This window comes from Burkholderia cepacia, assembly GCF_001718835.1.
Lineage (GTDB): Bacteria > Pseudomonadota > Gammaproteobacteria > Burkholderiales > Burkholderiaceae > Burkholderia > Burkholderia cepacia_F.
The window spans coordinates 1,940,540-1,958,510 of record NZ_CP013444.1 but is presented as its reverse complement, the minus strand read 5'-3'; the positions used below and the strand labels follow the sequence as shown (position 1 = coordinate 1,958,510).

Genomic DNA, 17,971 nt, shown 5'->3' with positions numbered 1-17,971 from the left:
ATGCTCCTTGCGATTTTCCGGTTGGACGTTCGCCGCGCGGCGCGCGCGGCGAACCCTCGCAAGGGTATTACCGCAGCCGAAAACGCGTTGGGCGTCGAAACGCCGGGCGCCGCAGCGTCGGGCGCTCAGCGCCCTTGCAGCCGGATGTCGCGCGACGACGCACCGACGTACACGGTTCCGCCCGGCACGAACCGCCAGCCGTTACGCGACGTATCCCACACGCTCTGCATGCGCGGCGACACGGTCACGCGCACGCGCCGCGCCTCGCCCGGATTCAGCCGGATCTTTTCCCAGCCGACCAGCCGCTTCGGCGGTTCGTCCTTGTACGGCACGCCGAGATAGACCTGCGGCACGTCCGCGCCGGCCGCGGGCCCGTCATTGCGCACGGTGAACGACACGCCGAGCGAGCCGTCGCGCTGCCGCGACACCGACAGCCCCGAATACGCGAAGTGCGTGTACGACAGCCCGTAGCCGAACTCGAACATCGGCTTGATGTTGCGCGCGTCGTACCAGCGATAGCCCATGTTCAGCTTTTCCGCGTAGACGGGGTCGTTGTCGAACGCGCCGCCCGCTTTCCAGGTCGGCGAATCCTGATCGCGCGCGGGGAAGGTGACGGGCAGTTTGCCCGACGGATTGACCGCGCCGAACAGCACGTTCGCGATCGCCTTGCCGCCGGCTTCGCCCGGATACCATGCCTCGACGATCGCCGACACGTTGTCCTTCCACGGCATCAGCACCGGATTGCCGCTCTGGACGACGACGATCGTATGCGGATTCGCGCGCGCGACGGCTTCGACGAGCGCGTCCTGGTTCGACGGGTTCGCGAGGCTCAGGCTCTGCAGGTCGCCGAAATCCTCGCCGGCCGGCTGGGCCACCACGACGATCGCGACATCCGAGCGGCCCGCGAGCGCCGCGGCCTGGTCGATCTCCTGCTGCGTGTACGCACGGAACGGCGACTGCTGGTCGCTGTTGCCCGCGTACGTGACCTGCGCGGCCGGCGCGAGCGCGCGGATGGCCGCGACGATCGGCACGTCGACCTTCAGCCACGGATTGCGCCACCAGCTGCACCCGGTCGACGCGCCGAACGTCAGGCCGCCGCAGCCCGCGAACGAACCCGACACCGGGTCGCGCGTGTTGCCCGAGCCGCCGCCGGACAGCACGGCCGCGTCCGCATGGCCGCCGATCACCGCAATGCGCGACAGCGCCGATGCCGCCAGCGGCAACTGATTGCCGTCGTTCTTCAGCAGCACGATCGACTGCTCGGAAGCCGCCTGCGCGAACCGGTTCGCGGCCGCGAAATCGATCGTGCCGCCGCCGGTGGCCGGATCGTCCATCACGCCGACGCGGATCATCACGGCGAGCTTGCGCCGCACCATGTCGTCGAGTCGCGCGGTCGACACCGAGCCGTTCGCGATCGCCTGCTTGACGGCCGTCGGTGTCAGGTACACGCTCGGCCCGACGTCCTCTTCCTCGTCGAGCCCGGCGTTGATCGCGGCGGCCGTACTGTGCGTGGCGCCCCAGTCGGACTGCACCTGGCCCTGGAAGCCCCATTCGTTCTTCAGCACGTCGTTCAGCAGGTGAGTGTTTTCGCACGCGTATGCGCCGTTCAGCCGGTTGTAGCTGCACATCACGCTGCCGGGGCGACCGCGCTTCGCGGCGATCTCGAACGGCAGCAGGTAAAGCTCGCGCAGCGTGCGTTCGTCGATCTGCGTGTTGCCGCCCATCCGGCCGTGCTCCTGCTCGTTGCCCGCGTAGTGCTTGATCGTGGCGATGACCTTTTGCCGCTGCGTGGCGAGCGTGCGTTCGGCGAGCAGGTCGCCGGCGAGCAGCGGATCTTCGCCGAGATACTCGAACAGCCGGCCGCCGCGCGGCTCGCGCGCGAGATTGGTGCCGCCGCCGAGGCCCATGCCGAATCCTTGCGCGCGCAACTGGATCGCGACCTGCTTGCCGAAGTCGTACGACAGCCGGCGATCCCAGCTCGCGGCGACGGCGATCGTCGCGGGGAACGTCGTGCTGGCCTGCGACGTGCTGCCGGAGCCGGTCGCCGAGTCGACCATGTTGAGATCGGGAATGCCGAGCCGCGGCACGCCCTGGATATAACCGGCGCCGCCGCCCGGCACCTTCGACATTTCGTATTGCGAATGGATGAACTGGAGTTTCTCGTCGAGCGTCATCTTGCGCACGAGCGCATCCGCGCGCCGGTGCGCTGCGCTCGACGCGAACGTGTCGACGCTGTCGGATGCGTTGCCGAAATCGGTCGCGCCGGCGCAGGCGCTGCCGCAGAATGCCGCCGCCAGTGCGGCGGCTGACCAGAAAGTTGCCCCCATGTTGCTGTCTCCATGATCGTATTGCCGGTTGTTCGGATGATGTCTGGAGCTGCGCTCGTCCGGTGGATTCGCACCGGACGCATTCGGCTGGCGATGCAGGGTGGTTGCGCGTCGGCATGCCAGGCCGGGCGGGGAATCGTTACGGCCGGTTAGGCACGGCCGGTCAGGCGCGGCCGGCCACGCACGGTCGGGTTGGCTCGATCGCGTGCCGCCGGATCGGATGTAGCGATTCTCTGCAGCGACTAATGGTATGAATGTAGTTTGACTACAGCATCGGTGTTTCTACCGATACGTCCGATTTTTTGTGCGACTGCCGTGCGTAGCACCGAAGAAGCAGTCAACGTTCCCGGTCGGGCGTCGCGCGCGGCGTAAGAAGTACCGGCGCGAACGGCATGCAGCTACCTTGGAAGCGACGCGAAGCGCTAGCGGGCGGCGCCGGGCTGCCGCTCGGGGGCCGGGCGCGCATGGTCCGGCTTGCGCGCCCGCGACAGCGGATTGGCGACGTAGCGTATCGCGCGATCGCTGAGCGCCGTCGACGGCAGCAGGCAGACGGCCGTCAGCCCGCACACGGCGAGTTTCTTGAACGGCCGCCAGAACGGGTTGCGCAGCACCGTATGCCAATAGCGCTGCGACTCGCGCGCGAACCAGCGCCAGCGCCGCGCGAACGGCGCGCGATACAGCGCGCTCGCGAACCGCGCCTTCTCGATCGAGAAATCGTAGGGCGCCGTCGGCAGCGTTTCGTGAAGCCGCACCTGGACGAGCGTGCGCAGCGTCGTCCAGCGCGCGACGGTCTTTTGTGCGCCGGTCGCGCCGTCTTCCGCGTTGGCGAACGCGAGGTCGGCCGCGCCGCCGCTCGGGCCGTCGGCGACGCGCGCGGCCGCATGGTGCGCGCGGTAGCCGCCGAGCGGCGCATCGATCATGTGGACGGCGCCCAGCAGCGCGATGCCGTAGATCGCGTAGAAATCCGCGCCGTGGCGATTGTCGGGGTTGACGGGCACGGGGAAGAAGCGCCTCAGCGCGGCGACGCGATACGCGTTGCCCGACCCGGGCGGCGACGGATAGAGCCAGCCTGCGCGCAGCAGCCGGCCGCAATCGCCGTCGACGACGGACTGCGGGACCGTGACGCCGGTGGCCGCGCCGTCGCGGGTCAGTACGTCGAGCCGGAACTGCACCTTCACGCAGTCGCCCGATCCGAACGCCGCGAGCACGCGGCCGGCCGCATCGCGGTACAGCAGGTCGTCGGCGTCGAGAAAGATCACGTAGTCGCTCGCGACGTGTTCCAGCGCACGGTTGTAGGCGGCGACCTGGCCGCGATTGTCCTGGAAGATCGTGTCGACGCGATCGCCGTACGCGTGGATGATGTCGCGCGAATCGTCGGTCGAGCCGTCGTCGACCACCAGTACTCGGACGCCGCGCGCCGTCTGCGCGAGCGCGGAATCGATCGCGCCGCGCAGGTACGCGCCGTGGTTGTGGTTGCATATGGCGATGGTGAGCTCGGCCATGAGTCGCTCCTGGGCGGAATTCGGTGCGGTGCGCGGCTAGCGGCGCGCGGCGGGGCGGCCGATCAGCGGAATGCCTTCGCGATAGACGACGGCCGCGAGCGCGGCGGCGACGGCGGCCTCGGCCAGCAGCACGGCCGCCGCCGCACCCTGTTCGGCGAAGTACTTCGCGAGCACGGGCAGCAGCGCAACATTCAGGATGCCGGACGAAATCAGGATGCGCGTGAACGCCTTCTTCATCCCGAGCGGCAGCAGTGTCTGAACGCCGAACAGGTCGGTCATGCCGGCCATGAACGGAATGAAGGCCATCCAGCGCAGCACGTTGACCGTCGGCTCGTACGACGGGCCGTAGAGCAGGCGCACCGCGAGCGGCGCGCTGAAGAAGATCGCGAGCGAGATCGCGAGCACCATCGCGAACTGCACGACGAGCAGCTTGCGCAGGAACGCCAGCGCTTCGTCGCGCGCGTGTCGCATCAGGTAGCTGACGCGCGGATACGCGGCCGACTTCAGCGGCTGCAGCATGCTGATGGCGGCGCGCACGAGCTTGTCGCCGGCCGCGAAATAGCCGGCCGCGACGTTGCCCGACACGAAGCCGAGCAGCACCGTGTTCGTCGACGCGTAGAACGCGACCGACGTCGATGCGAGGAACACCTGCCAGCCGCCTTTCAGCGCTTCGGCGACGTCGGCGAAGCGCACGCGCACGAACGCGACCTCGCGGCGCGCGAACAGGAGGGCGATCGCCGCGACGCCCGAACCGAGCGGCACGGCCGCGTTGACGATCATCGCGGCGGTCAGGTCGGCAGGCCCGCGCACGAACGCAAACATCGCCGGAATGCTCAGCGCACGGCAGACGAACAGGATCACGCTGAACGTGCGCAGCTTCTGGACGCCCTGGAAGTACCAGCCGGGCGTGAGCGCCGCGCCGACCGGCATGCCGAAGCCGATCAGCAGCAGCATGCGGTCCGCGCCGAAGCGGGCGACGACGAAGGTCAGCGCGAGCAGCACGACGAAGCCGAATGCGGCGATCGCGAGCTGCGCGACGAACGTCGCCCAGAAGATGCGCGAGCGCTCGACGCGGTCGTCGCGCGCGAGCGCGATGCGCGGCGTCGCCGTGAGGTCGAAGCTGTAGCAGGTCCAGTTGATGAAGTACGCGACGACCGCAAGCGAGAACGCAAGCTGGCCGTAGCCCTCCGGGCCGAGCGCATGCGTGAGCAGCGGCACGATCAGCAGCGGCGCCGCGTACGTCGAGATCTGCAGCGTCAGCAGCAGGACGAAATTCTTCTTTACGGTTGACATACGGTCGAACGGCGCCGCGGGTAACGATACCTGTCCGGCCGCCGCGCGGGATGCGCGGCCGGTGGGTTCCGCAGCCATGATACGGAGCATGCGGCCGCGCTCTGTTCGCGAGCCGACCGTTCGGGGATTCGTTCGTCGCGGGCCGCCATTGCCTGCGCCGTCCCGTGCGTTCCTTCTCCGCCGTGATAAATGCATTTGTAAGCTGGCGCACCGAAGCGCGATCGGCGCGAGTGATTAAATCGGACGTCGCCGCGCCGGCCATCAGGGCCGATTACCGGCGTCCGATAACAATCACCGATCCGAGGAGGGCCAAGTGAAGCCGATAGCGTTCGACGGCTGCGTGGGCTGGCTGCATGAAGGACATACGGGGCAGGGCGTCGTCCTGTGCGAAGCGCTGGGCCACGAAGCGCTGTGGACCCACAAGCTGATGCGCGCGCTCGCGGAGCGGCTGGCGCGCGACGGCGTCACGGTGCTGCGTTTCAACTACCCGTGCGCGGGGGATTCGGCCGGCGACGATCTCGACGCGGGGCGCTTCGCGGCAAGCGTCGCCGGCATTCGCCGCGCGATCGACGCATTGCGCGCGCACGCCGGCATCGACACGCTGACGCTCGTCGGCATCCGCGCGGGCGCGGTGTTCGCGATGCTCGCGGCGGCGGCCGGCGCGCATGCGTCGCCGCGCGTCGATGCGATCGTCGCGCTGGCGCCGGTCGTCCGGGGGCGCGCGTATCTGCGCGAACTGTCGCTCGTGCAGCGCCAGTGGCTCGATACTGCGCCGCCGTCGATCCGGCAGGCGCACATCGGCGAACCGTGCATGAACGTGCTCGGGCATCGCTATCCGGCCGACCTCGTGAACGATCTCAAGGCGCTCGACCTGTGCGACGTCGTGCGCGACGCAGCATCGCTGCCGCGCGCGATGCTGCTGGTGCAGACCGGCCACGACGACGGCCCGGCGCTGCACGCAGCATTGCAGGCGCGCGGCGTGGAGGTCGCGACCGAAGCGTTCGCGGAATGGCCGAAGACGATGGTCGGCAGCACGTATTCGCGATTGCCGCGCGCGGCGATCGAAGCCGTCGCGCAGTGGATCGCGAGCCGCGGGCCGCGCCGCTCGCCGGCCGATCGGGCGCGGCCCGACGCATGCGCGGCGTGGGACGCGAACGCCGTCGCGCCGCTCGAGATGGACGGCATGACCGAGCGCGTGGTCGCCGTCGGCGCCGATCGGCTCGTCGGGGTGCTGTGCCGGCCCGCGCGCGCGTCGTCGCGGCCGGCCCTGCTGATCACGAACACGGCCGCGAACCCGCGCAGCGCCGACGGGCGCGTCGGCGTGCGGCTCGCGAGGGCGATGGCGCGCGTCGGCGTCACGACGCTGCGGATCGACGTGAACGGCATCGGCGACAGCGGGCCGCACGCGCCGGACGAGCAGTCGGGCGTCGTCTATTCGAGCGCGACGATCGACGACGTCGCGGCCGCCGCCGCATGGTTGCGCGAGCGCGGTCACGCGGAAGTCGTCGCGGTCGGCATTTGTTCGGGCGCGTATGCGTCGCTGCATGCGGCCGTGCGGAGCGACGCGCTGGCCGGCGTGATCGCGATCAATCTCGCGCGCTTCGTGTGGCCGGCCGGCCTGACGCTCGACGCCGCGCAGAAGCAGCGGAACAACTCGGCGCGCGGTTACTGGGTGTCGATGCGCGACTGGCGGAAGTGGACGCGGCTCGTGCGCGAGCGGCGCGACCTGCGGCCGATCCTGCGATCGCTGGCGGGCAATGTCGTTGCGCACTTTCGCGTGCCTGCGATGGGGGTGGCCGCGCGCGTCGGCTGGACGCCGCGCGCCGACACGCCGCGCGGCCTGATGTGCACGCTCGCGCAGCGCGGCGTGTGGACGCTGCTCGTCTATGGCGCATTCGATCCCGGCATCGACGACGTGCATCGTCATTTCGGCTCGCCCGCGCGCGCGTTCCGGCGTTCGCGCCACGTTCGCCTGCGAACGATGCCGCAGCTCGATCACGCGCTGTACGGCACGTCGGGCGCGGATGCGGTGATCGATCTCTGCCGCGGCGTGCTGGGCGGCGAAACGGGCTGGCCGGTCCGGCTTCCGGCCGGTGCGCCGTCGGCGGGCGTCGCGGGCACGTCGTTCGCGCAGGCCGCGGCGGCCCGTTCGCGGGCCGGCGCGGCGCGCGGCGGCGGGACCGCATGAGCGGTGTCCGCGTCGGCACGATCGTGTGCCGAACATCGACGTTAGGTGGGCTCGATCACAGACGCGCCGCGCATTGCGGTGTCCAATCGATTGTCCGGCGAGCGCTCGCCTCGCAGGCGGCGCGGCTGGCCGCGCGGGTCAACGCGGGTCGTCCTGCGATTGCGCATACGGCGACGGCAGGTAGGGCGACGCATACGGCGAGTCGTCGTGCCGCGCGTCGCCTGCCGGCGGACGCCGCGGCCGGCCGGTCGCGAGCGTGCTGCGCAAGGCGCGGCGCATGCGCGTATCCGGCGGCAGCGTCTGCGCGGAGCGCTGAAGCGGCGCAGGCGTGGCAATCCCGCGCAGTACGAAGACGGGACGGCCGAGACCGGCCGGATCGCCGCCGGGCAGGGTTTGAGCGCAGGCGTTCACGCACGCGACGGCGGACAGCGCGGCACGGACGATCGGCGGACAGAGGTTCATGACGGGTCGACGGGAATGAAACGCAGTGATGGATGGACGCGCGGCGACGCATCGCGAGCCGCGCGGGAAAGCGTAAAGCCGGAACGCGCCGCGATGCGCGGGCTGCCGCACAGTTTCGGGAAGGACACGATGTTTTCACCCACGCAGCGGAACGTGCCACGCATCCCGCGCTGGCGGCGAACGATGCGCGGCGTGGCCGCAATCTGCCTGTCTTGGCGCTCACGCGTGGCGATCGCGGCGGTCGCGGTCGCGCTCGCGACGAGCGCGTGCGCGCTGGCGCCGGGCATGACGGCCCCATCGTCGGCCGGCGGCGACGCCAACGCGCGCGTGAGCGCCGATGCAGCGGGCGCGGGCGGCCTCACCGGCGTCCGGGACGTGCAGGACGCGGCGCTGATCGAGATCACCGATGCGCTCGTCGACGGCCAGCAGGCCGCGCGGCCGACGCCGGTCGCGGCCGACGTGCGGCAGCTGTTCGGCACGCCGAAGCCCTATGTGATCGGGCCCGGCGACGTGCTGAACATCGTCGTGTGGGACCACCCGGAACTGAACCTGCCGGTGACGCAGAGCGCGGGCGGGCCCGACGGCAGCGGCGCGAGCTCGGTCGCGACGGGCTATACGGTCGATGCCGACGGCAACCTGCAGTTCGCGTACGTGGGCACCGTGCATGTCGCCGGGCTGACCGACGCGCAGGCGCGCGCGCGGCTCGCGAAGCGTCTCGGCGAATACGTGCGCGCGCCGCAGCTGGCGTTGCGCGTCCAGGCGTATCGCAGCAAGCGCGTGCATCTCGACGGCGAGGTCCGCGCGCCCGGCCTGCAGATCGTGACCGACGTGCCGATGACGCTGACGGAAGCGATCGATCGCGCGGGCGGCTTCACCGCGGCCGCGGACCGTTCGTCGGTGGCCGTGACGCGCGGCGACCGGACCGTGACGGTGAGCCTGCCCGACATGATCGCGGCCGGCGTGAATCCGTCGCGGATCCTGCTGCGCGACGGCGATCTGGTGCGCGTGAACGCCGCGCGCGACAGCAAGGTGTTCGTGCTCGGCGAAGTGACGCGGCCGTCGACGCTGACGCTGACCGACGGGCGCATGAGCCTCGGCGAAGCGCTCGGCGACGCGGGCGGCGTGAGCCAGTACACGGCCGATGCTCGGCAGGTGTACGTCGTGCGCCGCGGGCCCGGCGACGCGCCGCAGGTCTATCACCTCGACGCGCAGTCGCCGGCCGCGCTGGCGCTGGCGGACCGGTTCCCGCTCGCGCGGCGCGACGTCGTGTTCGTCGATGCGTCGCCGCTGGTGCGCTGGAGCCGCGTCGTCAACCTGCTGATCCCGTCGGCCGCGCAGGGCGCGCTGACGGCCAAGGCCATCTCGCCGTGAACCGGGCTCCGGAATTCGGCATCGCGACTCGTCGCGCCACACGGGAATGACGCTGTATGACTTCTTCGACTCTGCCTGATCCGCCCGGCGACATCACGCTGCGGCCGTCCTCTCCGGCCCGCCGGTACTGGGCGATGCTGGTCGGCGGCCGCCGCGTGATGGGCGCGTCGGCGCTCGCGTGCGTGATCGCGGGCGCGATGTATGCGCTGTGCGCACAGCCCGTCTACCGCTCCGACATCCTGTTCCAGGTCGAACAGGGCCCGACGGAAGCGAAGCCCGCGTCGCCGCCCGGCGATCCGTCGTCGGTGTTCGACCTGAAGACCGACGCGTCGACCGAAATCGAGGTGCTGAAGTCGCGCGCGGTGATGGCGCGCGCGGTCGACATCGCGAAGCTGGCGATCGATGCGCGTCCGCATTACCTGCCGTGGCTCGGCTGGCGGCTCGCGAACGGCGCCGACGGGCTGTCGACGCCGCTGCCGGGCGGCTACGTGACCGGCACGGAAAGCATCGACGTCGCGACCTTCGACGTGCCGAAGCGATTCCACGAAAAACGCTTCGTGCTGACGGCCGGCCGCGACGGCGCGTATACGCTGCGGCGCGCGAGCCTGTTCGGCGCGAGCGGGCCGACCTGGCAGGGTCGGGTCGGGCAGCCGCTGCACGCCGACACGCCGCACGGGCCGATCGACCTGTTCGTGCGCGACCTCGCGGGCGCGCCCGGCGCACGCTTCGACCTGACCCGCTATGCGGAAGCCGATGCGACCGAATGGCTGCAGAAGTCGGTGCTGATCGCCGAGCGCGGCAAGCAGTCGAACATGATCGGCGCGACGCTCGACGGCACCGATCCGGTGCGCGACAGCCGGATCCTGAACGCGATCGGCGTCGCGTATCTCGCGCAGAACACGCAGCGCAAGTCGGAGGCGGCAGACCGGCTGATCCGCTTCATGGACGCGCAGCTGCCGTCGCTCAAGCGGCAGCTCGAACAGGCGGAGAGCCGCTTCAACGCATTCCGTGCGTCGCACGGCACGGTCAACACGAGTGACGAAGGGCTTGCGTTGCGGCAGCAGTCGGTCGATCTCGAGACGCGCGTGCAGACGCTGCAGCAGCGGCGCCAGGAGCTGCTGACCCGTTTCATGCCGAAGCATCCGGCGATGATGGCGGTCGACGCGCAGCTCGCCGACGCGCAGCGCGAGCTCGACGCGGTGCGCGCGCAGATCCGGCGCCTGCCGGGCATCGAGCAGGGCGTGTTGCAACTGCAGCGGGACGTCGCCGTCGATACCGCGCTCTATACGAACCTGCTCAACGCGCGCCAGCAGATGACGCTGGCGCGCGCGAGCAAGACCGGCAACGTGCGGATCGTCGATTCGGCGACGGCGGCCGATACGCCGATCCGGCCGAATCGCGGGATGGCCGTGATCGGCTCACTGATTCTCGGGCTGCTGGCGGGCGGCGTGATCGTCATCGCGCGGCAGCGGCTCGCCGGCACGGTCGCCGATCCCGACGAGATCGAATGGGCGACCGGCCTGCCGGTGTTCGCGACGGTGCCGCACCGTCCGTCGCCGGCGTTGCCGGAGCCGCGTGCGCGCGGTGTGCGTGGCGCGCGCGCCGCATCGGCCGGAGCGATGCCCGCGCCGCACGACGCGGCGCTCGAAAGCCTGCGTGGGTTTCGCACGTCGCTGCAGCTCGCGCTGCCGGACGCGCCGAATCGCGTCGTGCTGATCTCGGGGCCGACGACGGGCGTCGGCAAGTCGTTCGTCGCGGCGAATCTGGCGGTGCTCGCCGGTGCGGCGAGCCGGCGCGTGCTGCTGATCGACGCCGACCTGCGCAAGGGTTCGCTGCACGAACGGTTCCGCTACAGCCGTGCACCAGGCCTCGCGGACGTGGTCGGCGGCACGCATCGGCTCGACGAGGCGGTCAAGCGCGACGCGGCGCCGGGCCTCGATTTCCTGCCGATGGGCGGCGTCGTCGCCGATCCGGGCGAATTGCTGCTGCGGCCCGCGCTCGCGGCGCTGATCGAGCGCGTGGCGGCGCAGTACGACATGGTCGTGATCGACGGGCCGCCGTTGCTGCCGGTGGCCGACGCGCTGGTGCTGGGGCGCATGGCCGGCACCGTGTTTCTCGTCGCGCGCAGCGGCGTGACGACGCTGGCCGGGCTCGACGAAAGCATGCGGCGGCTCGCGCACGCGCAGGTCGCCGCGCGCGGCGTGATCCTCAATGACTACAGGGGTGGGCCGGGCCGCTACGACTACGGTTATGCGGACACAGGCACCCATCAGGCGGCGTCCGTTTTCGCGGGCGTGATGGCGGCGCGCCGGCCGGCGCGCTGAGCGGATGACGATGTGCGGCCGATCGATCGTGCGTTGCGCCGCCGGCCGCGCGGCAGGCGCCGCAAGCGGATGGAACGAACCTCATGGATGACTTGCGTGCGGCCCCTCGCGTCATGCCGCGCTCCGTTCATCGGGCGGTGCGCGCGCCGGTGCGCGCGCGACCCGCGGCCGCCGGCGACGGCTACTGGTGGGAAGACCCGGCGCGCCTGATCCTGTTCTTCATCCTGCCGCTCTACGGGCTGCTGTCGGTCAGCCTGCTCGGCGACCAGAAAGCGATCGCGCGCGTCTACTTCGACGGCTTCTACGCATTCGCGGGCGCGCTGTTCCTCGTGGTTGCGATGGCGTCCGCGTGGCTCACGCAGGGGGCGCAGCCGATGCGCGCGGCACGCGCGTCGCCCGTCGAGCTGCCGCCGTGCGTGCTCGATCTCGTGTTCGTGCTCGCGTTCGCCGGCTATCTGGTGATGATGAGCGGCGTGCTCGCGCAGCCCGCGCTGCTGCTCGCGTTCCTGCGCGGCAGCGCGAGCGCGTTCGACCTGCTCGAACTGAAAGGGCGCGTGGTCGGCCTGAGCACGCTCACGCAGGCGACGGCCGCGTACGTCGCGCTGTACTTCTACGTGTACAGGACGCGCGTGAAGGGCTTGAACCGCCACAAGCTGTATCTCGTCGCGCTGGCGGTGCTGACGCTGCTGCGCAGCTTCATCTTCGCGGAACGGCTCGCCGTGATCGAGATGGCGCTGCCGTGCGTGCTGATGATCGCGCGGTTCCGGCGCGGCCCGCGACGCTCGGCGTGGGTGTCGCTCGCGCCGTTCGCGGCGATTCCGCTGCTGGTCGGGTTCTTCATCGCGAACGAATACAACCGTTCGTGGGAAACCTACTACGTGAACCTGTACGACAACATCGTCGATTTCGCGCTCGAACGCCTGGGGCTGTATTACTCGACCGCGCTGAACAACGGCGCGGGAATCCTGAGCGTCCTCGGCTGGGGCGCCGGGCATCCGATGTTCACGTTCGACTGGCTGATCCGCTTTCCGGGGCTCGGCGGCCTGTTCCAGCCGCTGCTCGATTCGGGCGACAGCATCAACGTGTTCCTGAACGGCTATGCCGATCCGGAATTCAACAACCCGTCGGGAATCTTCGTGCACTTCTACGAGTGGGGCTGGTTCGGGCTGCTCGTCGCCGCGTTCGTCGGCTGGGTGTTCGGCCGAAGCTTCGCGGGTTGGCGAGCCGCAAGCGGCTTCTGGTGCTGCGCGCATGCGGTGCTCTACGTGTCGCTGCTCGAGATCCTGCGCATTCCGAACCTGTTCAGCGGGCGCAACTTCGTGCCGCTGATGCTGCTGTTCGTCGTGTTCCGCTGTTGCGGAACGCGGCCCGGCCACTCGTCGACATGATCCCGACGCGCAAATCCCGATGCGCGCTCGCAGCCTGCGCGGTCGCGCTCGGCTTCCGCGTGGCCGCCGTGTCGCAGCCGCGGCCGGACGCAGCCGCGACAGCCGCCGGCATGCAAGTCGAACACGCGACGGTCGCACCCGACGCGATCGTCCATCCGTCGGCCGACGGCGCGGACCAGGCCGACGCGCTGCAACGCGCGCTCGACGCGCTGCAGCGCGGCCAGCGGCTCGTGTTCGCGCCGGGGCGGTACGTCGTCGGGCGCTCGCTGGCCGTGAAGCAGGCGAACGTCGTGGTATCGGGCTACGGCGCGACGCTCGTCGCGACCGACCCGGACGACCAGACCATCGAGATGCGGGGCGACGGTACGACGCTCGCGGGGCTCACGCTGGCCGGGATCGGCGCGACACGCCTGACGACACCCGCTTCGACGAAGGTGGACGTGACGGGGCGCGGCGTGCAGGTGCTCGACGTCGTGATCGACGGCGGCGCCAGCGCCGGCATCTTCGTGTTCGGCGGGCAGGACGTCGCGATCGTCGGCAACGAGGTCCGCGCGACCCTCGCGGACGGCATCCACGTGACGCACGGCGCGCTCAACGTGCTCGTGCAGGGCAACGTCGTGCGCGACACGGGCGACGACATGATCGCGGTCGTAAGCTACCGCAACGACGGCGCGCCGAGCGGCAACGTGCTGATCGCCGGCAATTCGCTCGAAGGCAACGACTGGGGACGCGGCGTGACGGTGGTCGGCGGCGCGGACGTGACGATCTCGAACAACGTCGTGCGCGGCGTGCGGACGGGCGCGGGCATTCTTGTCGCGCAGGAGGACAGCTACCGGACCTACGACGCGACCAACGTGCGTGTCGCGCGCAACGTGGTGGCGGATATCCAGCAGCGGGCGTCAAGGCAGGCGGGGCGAGCGCAGACCGGGCAGGCCGCGATCGACCTGAACGCCGGCTCGGGCGCGGTCACGCGGGTCGACGTGACGGACAACCGGATCGTCGACGCGCGGTTCGCGGGCGTCCGCACGCTGGGGAACGTGTGCGGGGTCCGCGTGTCGGGCAATCGGATCGACGCGATCGGAGGCGCGCCGATCGCCCGCGAGTCGCGCGGCTGCGCGGCCGGGCAGGCGATCGCCGGGGCCGCGAACACGCTGAACGGCGTCGCGCTGCCACCGCCCGCGCGCGTGGCGTCGCAGGCGGTGGCATTCGCGGTCAGCGGCGCCGATGAGACGCGGATGCCGCGCGTGCGGCAATGGCTCAGGCAGGCGCGCGGGCGGGGCGCGCTTGCCGTGGAGCGTTGATCAGCCGGGCACGGCTACCTGACGTCGCTGACCGCCGGCTTCGTGCACGCCTGCGCCGTGGATTCGACCGACGCCGCCGCATCGGCCGCGACGACCGAGCGCCCATACTGATCGTCGAACCGAACGATATCGTCCTCGCCGAGATAATCGCCCGATTGCACTTCGATGATTTCGAGCGGAATCCGGCCCGGATTCTCGAGGCGATGCACTTCGCCGACCGCGATGTACGTCGACTCGTTCTCGCACAGCAGGAACGTTTCGCTGCCGCGCGTCACCTTCGCGGTGCCGCGCACGACGATCCAGTGCTCGGCGCGGTGATAGTGCATCTGCAGCGACAGCCGCTTGCCGGGTTCGACGACGATTCGCTTCACCTGGAAGCGTTGGCCGAGATCGATCGAATCGTAGTGCCCCCACGGCCGCTGCACCTTGCGGTGCTCGCGCGCCTGCGGGCGCCGGTCGTTCTTCAGGCGCTCGACGATGTTCTTCACGCGCTGCACGTCGTGCTTGTTCGCGACCAGCACGGCATCGGGCGTCTCGATCACGACGACGTCCTTCATCCCGACGCACGCGATCAGGCGGCCCTCCGAACGCACGAGGCTGTCCTGCGTGTCCTCGAACACGATCGGGCCGCGCGCAACGTTGCCGTGATCGTCCTTCGGCATGATTTCCCAGATCGCATCCCAGGTACCGACATCCGACCAGCCGGCGGCGAGCGGTACCACGATGCCTTCGATGCCGAGTTCGCCGTGCTCCGCGAGCCGTTCCATCACCGCGTAGTCGATCGAGTCCGACGGGCATGTGTCGAAGGCCGCCGCATCGATCCGGAAGAACGGATCCTCGGGGATGCCCGCGCGCCATGCGGCCTCGCACGCGGCGTGAATCGCCGGCGCGAGCGCGTGGATCGCCTTCAGCCAGACCGATGCGCGCGTCACGTAAATCCCGCTGTTCCACCAGTAATCGCCGGATTGCAGGTAGCGTTCGGCCAGCGTCGCGTCGGGCTTCTCGACGAAACGCCCGATCGCGTAACCGCCCTGGCCACGGTGGCGGCCGGTGCGCGGCTCGCCGACCTGGATGTAGCCGTAACCCGTCTCCGCGCGCCGGGGCAGCACGCCGAGCGTGACGATCGCCCCTTCCTGCGCGTAGCGCGCCGCGCGCGCGATCGCGTCCTGGAACGCGCCGACGTCGGTGATCACGTGATCGGCCGGCATCACCGCGAGCACGGGATCGTCCGCGAGCTGGCTCGCGTCGAGGGCCGCAAGCGTCAGCGCGGGCGCGGTGTTGCGCGCGGCCGGTTCGAGCAGGATGCGGGCGGGCGCCGCGCGACCGAGCACCTGCGCGGCGCTCATGAGGCGATGCTGTTCGCCGCAGACCAGCAGCAACGTGTCGCCGAGCGACGCGTTCGCGATGCCGTTCAGGCGGCGCGCCGTCGCCGACAGCGGCGATTCGTTCGAGGTCAGCTCGATCAGCTGCTTCGGATACTGCTCGCGCGACAGCGGCCACAGCCGGGTGCCGGAGCCGCCGGCGAGAATCACCGGCAGGATGCGCGGCAGGTCGGGATCGGGAACCGGGCGAAGGGTGCGGGTCATCGATTGGCTCCGGTGTCGGCGGGCAGCCGGTTGCGCGGGCGATTGTCGTCGTCGCGTGCGCGTGGCGCGGCGATCACGCGCGACAGCAGGTGCTGGAGCGCGCCGGCGGCGCGATCGACCGGGCGCACCAGGCCGATGAACGGCGCACCCTGTTCGAGATACGGGCCGTAAGCCTTGCGGAATCCGAAACGCTTGTAGAACGCCTGGCGCGCTGCCGGGACGTGCGTGCGCACCGCGATGCCGGGCCACGCGACGCGGGCCGCCGCGAGCGCGCGCTCGATCAGCTGCCCGAGCGTATCGTCGTCGCGTCGGCGCTCGCTCGTCAGCACCTTGTCGATCACGGCGTCCGGATCGATGTCGTCGCCGGGCAGCAGGCGCGCGTACGCGGCGACCTGCAGGGCGTCGCCGTCGTGCGCGAGCGCGTAGACGTGCAGCGCACCGGCGTCCTTGCCGTCGATGTCGAGATGCGTGTGCGCGTCCTCGACCACCAGCACGGCGTTGCGCGCGCGCAGGATTGCGTAGAGATCGACGGCGCCCAGATGTTCGAATTCACAACAATGCCATTCCATGATGCTGTCCTCGCGTGATGCCCGGAACATGCGATGCCGCGCGGCGGACGTCGGCCGCGCGCGGCATTGCTCAGGTCACGATACGGGCGAGCATTGGCGCGGTCTGTTCGTGAGCGCACTCACGCCCGGTTTCGTGCGGCGCCGGCCGCGCGCTGCGCGAGAGCGGCGCAATGTGCGCCAGCACACAACCGATGCGGCGCGGCTTGCCGATAATGCGCACGTCCTGGCGGGCGGGCCGCATTCGCCGTCCGCGTACGCGAAAGAAAACCCCGGGGGCCGCACTTGAAGATCGCGATCGTTCACGACTGGCTGGTGGTGCATGGCGGCGCCGAGCGCGTGCTCGCGCAGATGATCGACTGCTTTCCGCAGGCGGACGTCTACAGCCTCGTTGATTTCCTCGACGACCGCGCATGCCTGCGCGGCCGCGCCGTGCGCACGTCGTTCATCCAGAAACTGCCGTTCGCGCGCACGCACTATCGCCACTATCTGCCGCTGTTTCCGTTGGCGATCGAACAGTTCGACCTGTCCGGCTACGACATCGTGCTGTCGAGTTCGTATGCGGTCGCGAAGGGCGTGCTGAGCGGACCCGACCAGTTCCACGCGAGCTACGTGCATTCGCCGGTGCGCTATGCGTGGGACCTGCAGCACCAGTACCTGAACGAAGCCGGACTGGCGCGCGGACCGAAATCGGCGTTAGCGCGCGTGCTGCTGCACTACATCCGCAACTGGGACGCGCACTCGGCGAACGGCGTCGATAGCGTGGCCGCGAATTCGCATTTCATCGCGCGCCGCATCCGCAAGACCTACCGGCGCGACGCGATCGTGATTCATCCGCCCGTCGACGTCGAGCACCTGACGCTGCACGCAGACAAGGAAGACTTCTATCTGACCGCGTCGCGCCTGGTGCCGTACAAGCGGATCGACCTGATCGTCGAAGCGTTTTCGCGCATGCCGTCGCGCCGGCTGGTCGTGATCGGCGACGGCCCGGAGATGGCGAAGATCCGCGTGCTTGCGGGCCCGAACGTCACGCTGCTCGGCTACCAGCCGTTCGAAGTCCTGCACGATCATCTGCAGCGCGCCCGCGCGTTCGTGTTCGCGGCCGAAGAGGACTTCGGCATCGCGCCGGTGGAGGCGCAGGCCTGCGGCACGCCGGTGATCGCGTACGGCAAGGGCGGCGTGCGCGAGTCGGTGCGCGCATGGCCGTGCGCGCGCGCCACCGGGCTGTTCTATCGCGCGCAGACTGCCGCCGCGCTCGTCGAAGCGCTCGAGCGCTTCGACGCGTTGCCGCGCGGCACGTTCGACGCGCGCGTGTGCCGGCAGAACGCGCAGCGGTTCGGCGCCGATCGCTTCCGGGCCGAGTTCACGCGCTTCGTGCTGGACGGCTATGCCGCGTTGCAGGAAGAGATGGCGGACGCCGCCGGCGCGGAGAGCAGCGACGTGCACCCGGACGAGCGACACGGCATGCGGGCGCACCACGCACACCACGACGACGCGGCGTCGCAGCGTATCTGACGACGGCCCGGTTGCGGCTGGTGTGCAACCGTGATGTAACGGACGGTATGGCGCCAGCCGACGAGGATGCCTGATGGGCGAGCCGAAATTATGCGAAAGGCGGAACGTTTGTCTCCTTTTTTCAGGCATTCCGTATCGAATGGCGGTT

At 70.2% G+C, this 17,971-nt stretch carries 13 protein-coding genes; 7 read left to right on the top strand and 6 right to left on the bottom strand.

The window, feature by feature from the left end; all coding sequences use genetic code 11:
• Window positions 1–125 precede the first annotated feature (125 nt).
• The 3 genes from WT26_RS28725 to WT26_RS28715 form a co-directional block, all read right to left on the bottom strand.
• Window positions 126–2,327 carry a glycoside hydrolase family 3 C-terminal domain-containing protein gene (locus WT26_RS28725; RefSeq protein ID WP_069274536.1) on the bottom strand — a complete coding sequence of 734 codons (2,202 nt, stop codon included), beginning with the start codon at window positions 2,325–2,327 and terminating at the stop codon, window positions 126–128.
• Window positions 2,328–2,749: 422 nt separating this feature from the next.
• Window positions 2,750–3,829, bottom strand: a complete 1,080-nt coding sequence (locus WT26_RS28720) for a glycosyltransferase family 2 protein (RefSeq protein WP_069271334.1) — start codon at window positions 3,827–3,829, stop codon at window positions 2,750–2,752.
• 36 nt (window positions 3,830–3,865) lie between these two features.
• Entirely contained in the window at window positions 3,866–5,122 is a 1,257-nt protein-coding gene (locus WT26_RS28715; RefSeq protein ID WP_059529012.1) for a flippase, read from the bottom strand.
• A gap of 313 nt (window positions 5,123–5,435) precedes the next feature.
• Between WT26_RS28715 and WT26_RS28710 the strand changes: the two genes are divergently transcribed.
• Window positions 5,436–7,310 carry a serine aminopeptidase domain-containing protein gene (locus tag WT26_RS28710; protein ID WP_069271333.1) on the top strand — a complete coding sequence of 625 codons (1,875 nt, stop codon included), beginning with the start codon at window positions 5,436–5,438 and terminating at the stop codon, window positions 7,308–7,310.
• Between the two features lie 138 nt (window positions 7,311–7,448).
• On the opposite strand, the gene WT26_RS28705 is transcribed toward WT26_RS28710, so the two are convergent.
• On the bottom strand, window positions 7,449–7,772 hold the full coding sequence (locus tag WT26_RS28705; RefSeq protein WP_060119358.1) for a hypothetical protein: 324 nt from the start codon (window positions 7,770–7,772) through the stop codon (window positions 7,449–7,451).
• A gap of 183 nt (window positions 7,773–7,955) precedes the next feature.
• Between WT26_RS28705 and WT26_RS28700 the strand changes: the two genes are divergently transcribed.
• The 4 genes from WT26_RS28700 to WT26_RS28685 all read left to right on the top strand — a co-directional run bounded on the left by WT26_RS28700 (window position 7,956) and on the right by WT26_RS28685 (window position 14,156).
• Complete coding sequence (locus WT26_RS28700; RefSeq protein ID WP_069271877.1) at window positions 7,956–9,143, top strand: polysaccharide biosynthesis/export family protein; 1,188 nt, start codon at window positions 7,956–7,958, stop codon at window positions 9,141–9,143.
• 56 nt (window positions 9,144–9,199) lie between these two features.
• Window positions 9,200–11,467: a GNVR domain-containing protein gene (locus tag WT26_RS28695; RefSeq protein ID WP_069271332.1), complete on the top strand. Its 2,268-nt coding sequence runs from the start codon at window positions 9,200–9,202 to the stop codon at window positions 11,465–11,467.
• A gap of 83 nt (window positions 11,468–11,550) precedes the next feature.
• The gene (locus tag WT26_RS28690; RefSeq protein WP_230461642.1) at window positions 11,551–12,855 is read left to right on the top strand and encodes an oligosaccharide repeat unit polymerase; all 1,305 of its coding nucleotides are present in this window, start codon (window positions 11,551–11,553) and stop codon (window positions 12,853–12,855) included.
• Between the two features lie 110 nt (window positions 12,856–12,965).
• The gene (locus WT26_RS28685; RefSeq protein ID WP_231130534.1) at window positions 12,966–14,156 is read left to right on the top strand and encodes a right-handed parallel beta-helix repeat-containing protein; all 1,191 of its coding nucleotides are present in this window, start codon (window positions 12,966–12,968) and stop codon (window positions 14,154–14,156) included.
• Between the two features lie 14 nt (window positions 14,157–14,170).
• Here the strand turns inward: WT26_RS28685 and WT26_RS28680 are convergent, their stop codons facing one another.
• Together WT26_RS28680 and WT26_RS28675 are read right to left on the bottom strand one after the other, a co-directional pair.
• Complete coding sequence (locus WT26_RS28680) at window positions 14,171–15,742, bottom strand: mannose-1-phosphate guanylyltransferase/mannose-6-phosphate isomerase (RefSeq protein ID WP_231130485.1); 1,572 nt, start codon at window positions 15,740–15,742, stop codon at window positions 14,171–14,173.
• Window positions 15,739–16,311, bottom strand: coding sequence for a drug:proton antiporter (locus WT26_RS28675; RefSeq protein ID WP_069274535.1), 573 nt, complete (start codon window positions 16,309–16,311; stop codon window positions 15,739–15,741). The genes WT26_RS28680 and WT26_RS28675 overlap by 4 nt, the downstream gene beginning before the upstream one ends.
• On the opposite strand from WT26_RS28675, the gene WT26_RS38645 reads away from it, so the two are divergent.
• The gene (locus WT26_RS38645) at window positions 16,310–16,597 is read left to right on the top strand and encodes a hypothetical protein (protein WP_231130484.1); all 288 of its coding nucleotides are present in this window, start codon (window positions 16,310–16,312) and stop codon (window positions 16,595–16,597) included. The genes WT26_RS28675 and WT26_RS38645 overlap by 2 nt on opposite strands.
• Complete coding sequence (locus tag WT26_RS28670; RefSeq protein ID WP_080485756.1) at window positions 16,594–17,823, top strand: glycosyltransferase family 4 protein; 1,230 nt, start codon at window positions 16,594–16,596, stop codon at window positions 17,821–17,823. Before WT26_RS38645 ends, WT26_RS28670 begins: the two co-directional genes overlap by 4 nt.
• Window positions 17,824–17,971: the final 148 nt, after the last annotated feature.